We start from the raw sequence: 13,197 nt of genomic DNA, 5'->3' as shown, positions 1-13,197 counted from the left end.
CTATTCCTCTCCTGATCGCATGACAAATCCAACACCGCGTACGGTGTGGAGGAGCTTTCTCTCGAACGAATCATCTAGCTTACGGCGAATCCGAGCAATGTGTACGTCGAAGACATTATCCAAGGATGTATAGCGAACCTCACTCTTCCACACATCTCTCGCGACCATCTCTCGGGAGACAACCGTCCCCTTATTGAGCATCAGGTACTCCAGCAGGTCGAACTCGCGTTCTGTTAACTCGAGAATTCGCCCGCCTCGCTCGACCATGCGGCCGCTCAGATCAACGCTTAAGTCATCGAGTGAAATGCGGGTCGGAGCGGAAGGTATAACTCGACGATGTAGTGCGCGGATACGTGCGAGAAGTTCCGGAAACGCAAACGGCTTGACGAGATAATCGTCGGCTCCGGCATCAAGTCCTCTCACGCGGTCGTCAACGAGTCCCTTCGACGTCAACATGAGCACAGGCATTTTGAAGCCCCTCTTCCGCATCTCCCTAAGGGTTTCGAGGCCACTCATTTTCGGCAGCATAACGTCAAGGAGAACGACATCCACGTGCTTTTCTGAAAGAACCTTGAGAGCGCCCTCTCCCGTAAAAGCGACGGTGACTCGATAGCCTCCCTGGCAGAGCCCCTCGGAGATTGCACTCGCAAGCTTTCGCTCGTCCTCGATCACGAGAATGTGGATCGACTCGGTAGAACGGGATGAACTTTCGGATTCCACTGCTTAAACTCTAGCGTGCCGGGTATATAGCGAGCCATCGATTGGCGCTGATCCTCGGAAAAACTTCAGAATCCCTTAAGGCAGAAGGATGTTTTCATAGCTTTTGGGAAGAATCGCCCTAAAAACGAAATTTGAATGGGGAGTTACTCGGCGATGGCTACATCTCGGCGAAGCTTCTTGCACAAATCGGGAATACTGGCGGCAGCCTCGTTTGTTGGGCAGCCTTCATTGCTTGCCCAAATCAAGGGTGAGCACGCCGCGCTTTCTGCTTCATTCGACAGTCCAAAGGCTGATTACACCCTGCGAATCGGTGTGGCGCCTATAGAAGTTGCTCATGGCAAATTTCTCTCCCTCACGACTTATAACGGGCAGTTTCCCGGACCACTTCTGCGATTCAAAGAGGGCGAGCGCACAGTGGTCGATGTGCACAACGAGACCGACGTTCCCGAGGTAGTTCACTGGCACGGGCAGATGATCCCTTCTGAAGTGGATGGTGCTGCGGAAGAGGGAACCCCCTTCATCCCGCCCCACTCGAGTCGTAGGATTGAGTTCATACCTGGTCCTAGTGGCTTGCGCTTCTATCACACGCATGTACGTGCCGGAGCAAATCTGGCGCTTGGTCAATATAGCGGCCTGGTTGGACCTGTCTACATCGAGCCCCGTCATAATCCAGGCGCGTACGACCGCGAGGTCTTCCTCACGCTGAAGGAATTCGCGCCGACATTCAGCCAAGGTGGGGATATGGATATGCATTTCCTCGCTCCATCCGCTCCTGTGGCATCGCTAAAGCAGCAAGGTGAGGCAGCGATGAAGGCTTCCATCGCAAAAGGAAGTCCTAAGGGTTTTGAAGTGGGATATGACGCCTTCACGATTAATGGAAAGCAGCTCGGACACGGAGAACCCATTCGAGTGAAGCGCGGGGAGCGTGTGCTGTTCCATGTCATCAATGGCAGTGCTGGTGAGATTCGCAGCCTTGCTTTGCCGGGGCACCAGTTCACTATTATCGCGATGGACGGCAATCCGCTGCCGTCCCCTGTGACGGTGCCGGTTCTGTGGCTTGGTACGGCTGAGCGAATTTCGGCTCTGGTCGAGATGGTTCACCCTGGTGTGTGGGTCATGGGCGACCTGATGGACGATGACCGCCGTCACGGTATGGGTATCGTTATCGAATATGCGGGCATGAAGGGTAAGCCGCAGTGGATTGCCCCCAAGCCGTACCGCTGGAACTATGCCCATTTTGGCCGTTTAACCGGCCAAGTCCCGGAACCTGACGAGATTTTCGATCTTCTTTTTGAAAAAGACAACGCCGCGCTTCAGGGATTCAATCGCTGGAAGATCAATGGCACCTCTTATCCGGAAGAGCAGATGATGGCGTCTCCCATGTTCCACCTGAAGCGAGGCAAACGCTATCGGCTTCGCATGAGAAACGCCAGCGACGATATTCACCCGATTCACCTTCATCGCCACAGCTTTGAATTGACTCGCGTTGCCGGCCAGACGACATCCGGAGTGATGAAGGATGTGGTGATGGTCGGCGGCTATCAGGAAATGGAAGTCGACTTCGTGGCCAACAATCCGGGCCTCACTCTCTTTCATTGCCACCAGCAACTCCACATGGATTTCGGTTTCATGGCTCTCTTCGATTACATCGCTTGAGGCGCACAACCTCCGCACACAAAGGGTTCTAAGGACGCTCGCTTGCACCATCGACGCCGCTTACTCACTCTCTCCTGCACGCCTCTGATTCTTTACGCGGCGATTGCAACAGCACAGAACTCCGCGAATGGCGGCACAACACTTTCGATAGTCGTAAGCGAGGCTGAGAAAAACTATCCCTCCATACGGGTAAGCCAGGAAGACCTCAATGCCTCCGCCGCGCGTCTGAGTCTTGCGCGGACAGCCTATCTGCCTCGACTGGATGGTCTGGCACAGTTCAATCGTGGAACCCGGAACAACGTATTTGGGCAGCTGCTGCCGCAAGCGGTGCTGCCCTCAATGTCAGGCCCGGTGATCGGCACTAATAATGGTGGCTCTGTTTGGGGCAGTGCTACCGGACTGCTCGTAAACTGGCAGCCCTTCGATTTCGGCCTGCGGCACGCGAACGTGACCGCTGCGACCGCAGCGCGGGATAAAGCGCGCGCCACAGGACAGCGAACGGTGCTGGAGGTTGCAGCGGGTTCGGCAGACGCGTACCTGACTGAGCTCGCATCCATGAGCACCAAAACCGCCGCGTCAGCGGCAGTTCAAAACTGGGAGACCCTGAAAACCAGCATTCACGCTCTCGTGGCTGCGCAGCTTCGCCCAGGAGCTGATGAGTCACGTGTTGATGCCGAACGTGCAGCTGCGGTCACTCAACTGGCGCTCGCGGAAGAAGCCATCGAAACGAGCCGGGCAACGATGCTCAAGTTCGCTCCTCAGTCGGGCATTAACACCCCAACCCCGGGACGATTGCAGGCAGAGCTGCCAGACCTTTCCGCTGCGGATGCTTCCTTTGCTCCTTCGCAGAACCCTGTAGTTGCCGAGCAGGAAGCGACGGTGAAACAGAATGCCGCACAGTTCCATGCCATCGAGCGCAGTTGGGTTCCACAGTTCAATCTGGAAGCCGCCGGATATGCTCGCGGCACCGGAGCGGAGACGAATGGTCAACGGCTCACAGGAACGAATGGCCTCGCCCCTAATGTCGGCAACTATGTAGCGGGCGTAAATATCAGCTTTCCTTTTCTCGATTTCGTCAGTATTCATGCTCGCGAGTCGGAACAGGCTGCGAACCTTCGCGCAGCGAAGGCCACAGAGGACCTGGCCGTTCGGACATTGCAGGAGCAGTTCTCACAGGCGCTTGCGGGAGTGAAGGCAGCGAAGACCATCGCAGAAAACACTCCCATCGAAGTGAAGTCTGCTCAAACCGCTCTCGACCAGGCGACCGCCCGTTACAAGGCTGGTTTGGCGCCGATTGACGATGTGGCGCAAGCCCAGAGGTTGCTCGTGCAGGCCCAGATTGACGATTCGGTTGCTCGTCTTAACGTCTGGCGGGCTTTTCTGCGCCTTCAATTTGTTCGTGGTGATCTGCAGCCTTTCCTGGATCAGGCTGGACGTTAGCAAAGGATTCGATCAGAATGCGTCTCGTACTCGCAGCTCTCAGCCGCCCTCTCACCGTGATCGTAGCTTTGATCGCGATCATGGCTGGCTTCTTCATGGCGATCAACCGGATGAGGATGGATATCTTCCCTCAAGTTGGCAATCCCGTGATCTATGTCGCCCAACCGTATGGCGGCATGAATCCGGCGCAGATGGAAGGTTTCCTTACCTACTACTACGAGTACCACTTCCTCTACATCACGGGCATTCAGTCTGTTGACAGCAAGAGCGTGCAAGGTGCCGCTCTGATGAAGCTGACATTCCGTGAAGGAACGGATATGCAGCAGGCGATGGGCGAAACAGTAGGATATGTGAACCGCGCTCGCGCATTCATGCCTCCCGGTACAGTGCCGCCATTCATTACGCGATTCGACCCTGGCAGCGTTGCTGTCGGTCTTCTGCTCTTCAGCAGTGAGAACCACACTCAGGGCGAGCTTCAGAACATTGCACTGAATCAAGTGCGCCCCTTGTTCGCCACCTTGCCGGGCGTGTCCGCGCCACCGCCGTTCGGCGGCAATCAGAGGACGATCGTGGTCAATCTCGATCCCGACAAGCTGAAACAGTATGGCGTCTCGCCGGAGCAGGCGATCTCGGCCGTCAGTACCGGTAGTGTCGTAGCCCCGGCAGGCAATCTCTATGATGGCAATCTCAATCGCCTCGTTCGTACCAACGCAACACTCGGGCCCGATCTTGCGGAGCTGATGGACACCCCGATTCATCCGAAGTCCGGATCTAATATCTACCTCCGCGACATCGGTAGCATTGAGAACGGTACGGACATCGTTACAGCCTACGCACATGTGGATGGCCGCCGTACTGTTTACATTCCAGTCACTAAGCGATCTGATGCGTCAACGCTTGCAGTCATCAAAGCCGTGAAAGAAGCCATACCCGGCTTCAAAAAGGTCATCCCCGATGACGTTGCTGTACAGCTTGCGTTCGATCAGTCTGGTTATGTCTCAAATGCAATCAGTGGGCTTGTTCGCGAAGCAGCCCTCGGAGCTGTACTCACCGGACTTGTCGTTCTTCTCTTCCTGCGCGACTGGCGCGGCGCGTTGATCGTTGTTGCCAATATCCCTTTCGCCCTGTTCACGGCAGTTCTTTTCCTGTGGGCGACCGGGCAGACGATCAATGTTATGACGCTTGGGGGTCTGGCACTAGCCGTGGGTGTTCTGGTGGACGAGGCAACCGTCGAAATCGAGAACATTCACACACAAATGCTGCCGGGCGTCTCTCGCGCCAAAGCGGTTCTCGAGGCTTGCAAGCGCACCGTCATCGCCCGTCTCCTCTCTATGCTGTGCGTTCTGGCCGTGTTTGTTCCGTCATTCTTTATGAATGGTGTCGGTCGACAACTCTTCGTGCCGCTCTCGCTCGCCGTGGGCTTTGCGATGATCGCCTCCTACTTCTTGTCGAGCAGTCTCGTGCCCGTCTTCTCAACATGGTTTATGAAAGAGACTCACCGCGGGGAGGAGAGCGAAGGACGATTTGGGCGATTGCATAAGTGGTACGAGGGGTATGTGGATCGCGTACTCCAGAGACGAAAAGCGGTCATCATCGGCTACTTCGCTGTCACCATCCTGGCCCTTATGATCCTAGCTCCACGCCTGGGGACTGAAATCTTCCCAGACGTGAACGGTCCAGTTTTACGGCTTCGGGTAAAGGCCCCCGTCGGAACACGTATTGAAGAGTCGGAACCCAAGGTGCTACAAGCACTCGACCTGATCAAAAAGACAATCGGGGCCGATAAAGTTGAGATCACCTCCGACTACATGGGCGTCCAGCCCTCCAGCTACCCGGTGAACCTGATCCATCTGTTCACTAGCGGCCCGGAAGAAGCAATCGTTCAGGTGCAACTCAAGCCGGGCCATCCAAACGACGAATCACTCCGTGAGTCACTGCGAGCGGCGTTCCAGAAGCAGATGCCCGATCTGAGGGTCTCCTTTGAAGCCGGCGATATTGTCTCGCAGGTGATGAGCTTCGGCGCCCCCACCCCAGTACAGGTGGACGTACAGGGTGTCGATCTCGATCAAGACTATGCCTACATTGCAAAGGTGGAGAGCGAGTTACGTAAACTCGACTTCCTGAGAGATGTATCGATCGCGCAGACACAGCAGTATCCGACGGCCGAAATCAACATCAATCGCGACTACGCCGGACAGTTTGGCCTGACGATGGCGGATGTCACAAACTCACTCGTCCCAGCTACAGGGTCTTCCCGCTTCATCGCACCGAACTACTGGCGCGATCCGAGGACGGGAAATGCCTTTCAAATACAGGTGCAGATCCCTTCCAATCGGGCACAGGGCTTTGGCGCGTTGTCATCGCTGCCTCTTGGCAACAATGGCCAGACGCAACCGCAACTCGACCAGGTAGCCACCCTCCGTAGCGGGACTATGCCAGAGACAATTGAACGCTTTAGTGGTCAGCGCATCGTCAGTGTCACGGCGAACATTCATGGCATGGCACTTGGGGATGCCCAATCGAAGATCAACGAAGTCCTCAAGAAAATCGGGGCGCCACCGAAAGGAAGCACCGTCGTTGTTCGAGGACAGATACCGGCACTCCAGGAAACGATCTCCGGCCTGCGGATTGGTCTTCTGCTGGCGATAGCGGCGATCTTCTTACTGCTCATGGCCAACTTCCAGTCGGTGAGATTGCCACTGGCAATTCTCTCAACCATTCCTGGTGTGCTCGTCGGTGTGGTCCTGATGCTTCTGCTGACAGGGACAACGCTCAATATCCAGTCGTTTATGGGCGCCATTATGGCTGTGGGCATCTCGGTCGCAAACTCAATCCTGCTGGTCAGCTTTGCGGAGCATGCGCGCCACGAATCGAACGATGTGCTCCGTGCCTCGCATTACGGTGCGACAAGCCGCTTACGGGCCATCTTGATGACTGCCAGCGCGATGATCTGCGGAATGATTCCGATGGCCATCGGCTTCGGTGAAAGCGGCGCGCAGGCTGCACCGCTCGGTCGAGCGGTCGTCGGTGGTCTCATCTTCTCCACACTCACGACGCTCAGTGTTCTGCCTAGCATCTACACCAGCCTGCAGGGCGGTGCCTCCACCAAGTCCAATTCTTTGAATCCGGAAGATCCTTCGAGCCGATACTATGCAAATTCCTAAGTATTGTGTTGTTCTCCTGTCTCTATCCATCGTTCCGTTTGTCCACGGACAGGCCGCATTGCATGTCGAAATGGCCAAGGTGGAAAGCCGCGCCATGGCCCGCACCGTGCCGCTCACCGCAGAATTGGCCCCGTTTCTTCAAACGGATATAGAAGCCCGTGTTCCGGGTTACGTGGAGCGGGTGCTGGTGGACCGTGGCAGCGTCGTCCGCCGTGGACAACTGCTGGTGCAGCTCAGCGCTCCTGAAATGGGGTCACAGACGAGCGCGGCCGAAGCCACCCTTCATCAGGCAGAAGGTGATTTGAGCCAGGCGCAGGCTCAGGCTGCAGCGACTGCGAGCACATACGACAAACTGGTCGAAGCCGCAAAGACTCCGGGAGCCGTGGCAGGTAACGAGCTAATCCAGGCGCAGAAACAGAAGGAAGCCGCAGACGCGCTTGTCGCAAGCCGCAAGGCTGCGGTAAAGACTGCGGAAGACCGCCTGAAAGCAACCGGCGAAATGCAGGGCTATTTGCGCGTCGTAGCACCCTTTGACGGCATCGTCACGGATCGACTGGTTCACCCCGGAACAATGGTGAGTGCCGGTGGTCAATCGCCGCTGTTGAAGCTCCAGCAGGTTTCTCATCTTCGCCTTGTCGTACCTGTTCCAGAAAGCTATGTTGGGTCAGTCTCTCGCGGAAAGCCTGTGACTTTTCACGTCCCGGCCCGCCCCGGTAAGAGCTTTACGGGTATCATCGCGCGCATTCCCCAAGCACTCGATCCGCAAAGTCGCAGCATGATGGTGGAGCTGGACGTATCAAATCCTGACGGAGCTCTTGCTCCGGGCATGTATCCAACCGTGGATTGGCCGGTCGCCTCTGGAGGCGATCTTCTCTTCGTTCCGACGACCAGCGTTGTCACGACGACAGAGCGAACTTTTGTCATTACGTCTCTGAACGGCCACGCCCATTGGGTCGACGTAAAGAAGGGCCCTACCTCTGGAGAGCAGATTTCTGTGCGAGGAGAGCTCCACGCGGGACAGTTGGTCGTGAAGAGAGCCACGGACGAGGTGCACGAAGGTCAACCTCTCCGCTAATATCGGCAGTTGAAGGTCCACGTGTGAGGAGCATATATGAGACGAGAAGCAACCGGTATCTTACTTCTACGATGCATGGTCGGCTGGGTCTTCCTTTCAGAAGGTATCCAGAAGTTCCTATATCCTGCCACGCTGGGCGCCGGACGCTTCGTGAAGATTGGCATCCCCTTGCCCGGATTCTTTGGACCATTTGTTGGCGTAGTGGAGATCGTGTGCGGAACGCTGCTGATTGTTGGCCTTCTGACCCGCTTGTCGGTAGTGCCGCTATTGATTGACATCGGCGTTGCGATTGCGACGACCAAAATTCCCACGCTAAGCAAGCAGGGATTCTGGGCGACCATGCACGACGGCCGGACTGATTTCTGTATGCTGCTTGGGTTGCTCGCCATTCTCGCCCTGGGAGCAGGGGATATTTCTCTGGATGCCCGTGTTCTCAAATCCAAGGACTGAATGGACGAGAAACCAGCTGCCCTGACCGTTCACTCTGTAGCTGAAGTATTCCTCGTCTTTCTGCGGCTTGGCTGCACGTCTTTCGGCGGGCCCATCGCGCATCTCGGATATTTTCAGGAAGAGTTTGTGCAGCGAAGGCGCTGGCTCAGCGCTGATAGCTTCAGTGAACTGGTAGCGATCGCACAGATGCTACCGGGACCGGCCAGCAGCCAGATCGGGTACAGTATCGGCTTACTGCGCGCTGGAATTCCCGGCGGCATTGCCGCGTGGCTCGGCTTCACGCTTCCTTCGATGCTTCTGATGTTCCTGTTTGCTTTCGGACATTCAATCTTCACCGGCAAGATAGGTTCAGGCTTCTTACACGGCCTGCAACTCGTCGCTGTTGCAGTCGTTGCACAGGCTGTCCTCACAATGCAACGCAACCTCGCACCGGATCGCGCGAGATTTGGGATTGCCCTGGTCGCCGTAGCGATTCTTTTCTTCCTTCCGTCGGGAGGAGCCACGTTGCTCGCAATCGTCTTCGGGGCTGTCGCGGGACAACTGCTTCATCGCAAGAGACTCGATGAATTCCTGGACGGGGGCCTGCTATCTCATTCGGTTTCGAAGTCTGCCGGATACCTGTCCCTTGCTCTTGTTGTGCTGCTCCTTACTGGCAGCCTCCTGATCAATTCGCCACTCCTCACAGCCCGCTCACTGTTCGTAGGCTTCTTTCGTTCTGGCTCATTGGTGTTCGGGGGCGGGCACGTCGTGTTGCCCTTACTGGAAAACGTGACCGTAGCTCGTGGTTGGATTTCACAGGAACGCTTCTTGGCCGGATACGGGGCGGCCCAAGCGCTGCCAGGGCCGCTCTTCGCGTACAGCGCCTATCTCGGAGCTTCCGTCCAGCCAACAGCGCACCCTATTTTGTTTGGCTGCATAGCTGTCCTGGCGATTTTTCTGCCCGGACTATTGTTGATGACGGGTGTCCTGCCATTCTGGAGGTCACTGCGTGCAGATGATCGATTTCGCAAATCTCTGCAGGGCGTGAATGCGGCGGTGGTCGGAATTCTGATCGCAGCGCTCTACAGCCCAATCTGGACAAGTGGGATTCACTCCTCCTACGATTTCTTTTTGGCTTTGTGTGCGTGTGCGCTACTGGTGCAGTGGCGCACTCCACCGTGGATCGTTGTCCTCATCGCAGGTGGCATCACAGCCATGAGATAGTGGGTTAGAGCTCGAAGGAACGGAACCGTGATCTTCCCATTGTTCGGGGAACATTGCACCAGCGCTGACTGCGATCATGCCAAACGGCACCGATGAGATTGCAGTTCGGTGGCGGCCACCGATTTCAGCTTGGCGACAGGAGAACCAGCTCGTGCCTGGAATGTGATCGAAGAGTGGTGACGCCGAAAGGCGGCTCTTAACGGATTCCCGCCTGTCCGCTCAACCTGCGGTCAGAACTCAATGCCCCGCTGGAACAGAATTGATTCGGCCGCATGAACATATTCTGTCCAAGGTTCGGAGCAGGATTCAGCCGATCGAACAGCATATTCCCGAAGCACCAACGCGGTGTGCACGTTGGCCTCCCAGAGCATCTCCTTCCATTTGGCTACGCCCGGAGGAATGGAGATACTTCCAAAATAGAGTTGAGAGCTGACGACTGCCTCCATGGGACTTCGCGGTGCCATTTCTCGTGATGGGTCTCAAGCGTTCGAGATGATGTCTTGCTCACGACGCTGGCTCGACGAACAACTTGCACGGCTCCAATTCGGGTTTATCGCGTCCATCATCCCCGAATTGGTTCGAACAGTTCAATTGGATTGCCATCCGGATCTTCAATTTGAATCTGCCTCCCACCCGGCCCAGCTTCCAATTCATTTCTGAAATGCAGGCCTGCCTGTTTCAGTTCAGCAATTCGCGCAGGCAAGTCCTGCACCTGAAGAAGGACACGGTTCCATCCGCCCGGCTCTTGTTGACGCCCATCGGGCATTGCTCGGGACCCAGAGGCCCCGGGACCGCTTAGGATCAACTTGAGTCCGTCAATGGAAACCTGGCCGAATGCAGGCAGGTGCTGCATATCTAAGTTAAAGCCAAGCGTCTGCGTGTAAAACGTGAGAGCCCGTTGAACGTCCTTGACCTGATAGCGCACTCCCCAAAACCCGACTACCAATTGTTCTTTAGGATTAGATGATTCCGATTGTTGCTTTTCTTCATGATGTATTGAAGTCATAGTTGAGCTCCAGATTTGGTTTGTTCGGCTTCATAGTCCTACCTATCCGACATCGCTTCCACGTCGGGCAGCGGGAACTGGAATAACTAGAATTCGTTCAGCCGGAGTTCCTCCCATGTCGGGCCACGGCCAAGCGCCGTAAGTTGTCCGGATTGTGCGAACTACATTCAATGCCCGAACGACCTCTCCCTCAATCTCGAAGGCCGTAATCTGCACGGGGCCGCCCCTCGGATGATTCAGGTGCAGGTGGCAAAACGGATGCGAAAAACGCGGGACCAGTTGCAGAATCCAATGAAATCTCGAAAAGTGCGTAAAATTCCCGAACAAAGTGGCACCGAAAGCGGCACCAACCTAAACAGGCCCCTACTTCCCGTGATCGTAGCGTAGACCCTCCTAGAAAACGAACGCACTTGCCTCACGAGCAGTGGTGTATCGCATTTCCGCCTGTCCGCTGCACCCCTCGTCTTGCCAGGGCTCAATCAGCCTGATATCGGGCAGGCTGCAGTTGTAGATTGAACGGTTTGTGACCTTCTAGCGATATAGAAAGACGCATCCTTGAGCTGCGTTTCACCGAAGGTGATCCGAACTCCATTGCCGTCCGATAACAATGAACTGGCATTATTGAGCCTCAGTCGTAGGTCTATCTCTTCTCCTGCGCCGATTTCGGTTGCCGAGTTGAGCTCTTCGGCCGACGAATAGAGTGCAATAATCCCCCTAGAGCTTCTGATTTCTCCCTTTGGGTCAACGAATCGCGCCTCAACGTCCATCATTCTGCGGTTGTGAGTTCCAACTCGATGAGTCGTTCTCTGGTCTACTGAGATCGGAAAGCCATAGGCTCTATCGCTATGGTTGACCAATGACAACTCGACAATTGCATCGCCTCCGGCTTGCACCCTGCACGACTTGTTGATGACTTCGAATGGCAGTTTGTAGTCGGTGGACGGAGTAGACGATCCCATGGTCCCCCCCGGAACGCCAAGACTGCTGTGCCCGACAACGGGCTTGGTGAGGTCTATCTCTCTCCTCTCCTTTGCTTGGCCTGCCAACAGAAGCGCCACACTCACAGCAAAAAGAAATTTCATAACAACGTTTGACCCCAGCGAAAGCATAGATTCTGCGAAGAGATGTGTCGACCCGTATCCGATGCCGAAGGCAGCACTCTCAGGGATGACGGACACATAGTGCACGCAAGCTGCCTCTATAACCGATGGGATCTAAGCGCCAGCGCTCCCCGTGGGCAAAGTCGTATTGCCAAGCGATCCCTGTACGGTGGCCGCGATCATCGAGCACCCGAGAGTTGCTCCACTCCCGAGCGCCTGTCAGAAGCAGGCCTCCCTTTGCCTTCCCCGCAAGTGCCAGCGTTGAGCCCTTCGAGTGCGGCGCGGTAAAACCGCTGCCATCGTAAATTTTCTCCAACTCTTCAATCGTCGGTAGCCTCCAGTCGGAGTACCCGGCCAATCTCAGGTCCTGGCAGTATTTCACTGCATTGCCCCACGTTATGTCGTTGCCGTTGTCCTTTGCGGTCCACGTGAGCCCGGTAGCAGGATCAATCCAATACCCGCGTGCCAACGTCTCCTCTGCTGAGTTTTTTCCCTGCATCGAAGAGTGAGCTTTAGCGACAACAGTAATGACGAAAAACAGAATAAGGACAGTTCGTTTCATGATGTACTCCAAAACGATAAGGGCATTTAAAGGAGACTGTGCTGCAACAACTACTATGACAACCTCACCAAAGGCACGGGACATGCCCTGGTGTTGAACACAGAATCTGGGAACGTCTCAATTATCAACCTGCAGTATGGTCTTGTTTCGGCAACGATTCAAGTTGGATCGCAGCCTACTGCTGCTGATCTTTCCGCAGATCAGGCTTTCGCTTACGCAGTCGCTTCTGAAGCGGGTTCTGGGAACGAAGTTGACCGCCCTCGCCGTAACGGCCGGTAACATTACCAAAATTTTTTGTGTTTTATAACGACCAAGCGAGGTTCTGCGCCATTCAGCGGCGTTCCGTCTTTGGTGAATTTTACTTCGACCACATATTTCTTCCCGGCTTCACCCGCAAAGCTGCCAACTAACTTCCATATCCGATCTTTCGCGATTGAGCTGCCACCGGAAGGCGCGTTCGATCCGTGAGCAACCACACGTCCTTCATTCGATACAGTCCACTCCGTTTGAAGCAAGGGGTCAGCGCTCGTGCAATTCTTTGATTCGAACGGATTTGAGGTAGCGCCCATCATGCATATCATCTGACCAATCGGAAGAGTCCTTTGCACCTGGATGAGGATGTCATAGGCTTCAACGACGACAGGAAACTCCGGTGTTCGAACCGTACCGGCAGCGAGTGATACAGGTATATAGACGTCGGCGTATTTCTCAGGAAAATCCTTATGGGTCCGAGCTGAAACAGGCGGCGCCATGAGAAACATTCCGAGAGTCCAGGCGATGGTCCCAAACCGCTTCCTTCTAAACATCCTATCCATGCGTCA

General features: G+C 55.5%; 11 protein-coding genes. 6 read left to right on the top strand and 5 right to left on the bottom strand.

Annotated elements, in window-relative coordinates:
• A complete protein-coding gene (locus OHL21_RS00245; RefSeq protein WP_263415239.1) occupies nt 1-672 on the bottom strand; it encodes a response regulator transcription factor in 672 nt (223 codons plus the stop codon).
• Between the two features lie 201 nt (nt 673-873).
• Here OHL21_RS00245 and OHL21_RS00240 point away from each other — a divergent pair, with 201 nt between their 5' ends.
• The 6 genes from OHL21_RS00240 to chrA are packed head-to-tail and all read left to right on the top strand — an operon-like array spanning nt 874 to nt 9,708.
• Nucleotides 874-2,376: a multicopper oxidase family protein gene (locus tag OHL21_RS00240; RefSeq protein ID WP_263415238.1), complete on the top strand. Its 1,503-nt coding sequence runs from the start codon at nt 874-876 to the stop codon at nt 2,374-2,376.
• 42 nt (nt 2,377-2,418) lie between these two features.
• Nucleotides 2,419-3,816, top strand: a complete 1,398-nt coding sequence (locus OHL21_RS00235; RefSeq protein WP_263415237.1) for a TolC family protein — start codon at nt 2,419-2,421, stop codon at nt 3,814-3,816.
• Between the two features lie 17 nt (nt 3,817-3,833).
• On the top strand, nt 3,834-6,980 hold the full coding sequence (locus OHL21_RS00230; protein ID WP_263415236.1) for an efflux RND transporter permease subunit: 3,147 nt from the start codon (nt 3,834-3,836) through the stop codon (nt 6,978-6,980).
• Nucleotides 6,967-8,055: an efflux RND transporter periplasmic adaptor subunit gene (locus tag OHL21_RS00225; RefSeq protein WP_263415235.1), complete on the top strand. Its 1,089-nt coding sequence runs from the start codon at nt 6,967-6,969 to the stop codon at nt 8,053-8,055. The genes OHL21_RS00230 and OHL21_RS00225 overlap by 14 nt, the downstream gene beginning before the upstream one ends.
• 36 nt (nt 8,056-8,091) lie before the next feature.
• Complete coding sequence (locus OHL21_RS00220) at nt 8,092-8,505, top strand: DoxX family protein (RefSeq protein WP_263415234.1); 414 nt, start codon at nt 8,092-8,094, stop codon at nt 8,503-8,505.
• A complete protein-coding gene (gene chrA / locus OHL21_RS00215) occupies nt 8,506-9,708 on the top strand; it encodes a chromate efflux transporter (protein WP_263415233.1) in 1,203 nt (400 codons plus the stop codon).
• 562 nt (nt 9,709-10,270) lie between these two features.
• Here the strand turns inward: chrA and OHL21_RS00210 are convergent.
• The 4 genes from OHL21_RS00210 to OHL21_RS00195 form a co-directional block, all read right to left on the bottom strand.
• Entirely contained in the window at nt 10,271-10,714 is a 444-nt protein-coding gene (locus tag OHL21_RS00210) for a VOC family protein (RefSeq protein ID WP_263415232.1), read from the bottom strand.
• A 479-nt stretch (nt 10,715-11,193) separates the two neighbouring features.
• Complete coding sequence (locus OHL21_RS00205) at nt 11,194-11,796, bottom strand: hypothetical protein (RefSeq protein ID WP_263415231.1); 603 nt, start codon at nt 11,794-11,796, stop codon at nt 11,194-11,196.
• Nucleotides 11,797-11,875: 79 nt separating this feature from the next.
• Nucleotides 11,876-12,376, bottom strand: coding sequence for an Lcl C-terminal domain-containing protein (locus tag OHL21_RS00200; protein WP_263415230.1), 501 nt, complete (start codon nt 12,374-12,376; stop codon nt 11,876-11,878).
• Between the two features lie 281 nt (nt 12,377-12,657).
• Nucleotides 12,658-13,128: a hypothetical protein gene (locus tag OHL21_RS00195; protein ID WP_263415229.1), complete on the bottom strand. Its 471-nt coding sequence runs from the start codon at nt 13,126-13,128 to the stop codon at nt 12,658-12,660.
• Nucleotides 13,129-13,197 lie beyond the last annotated feature (69 nt).

Origin of the sequence: Terriglobus albidus, assembly GCF_025685425.1 — a bacterium.
Classification (GTDB): Bacteria; Acidobacteriota; Terriglobia; order Terriglobales; family Acidobacteriaceae; genus Terriglobus; species Terriglobus albidus.
The sequence above is the reverse complement of the archived record's forward strand: the minus strand, read 5'-3'. Positions and strand labels throughout refer to the sequence as shown.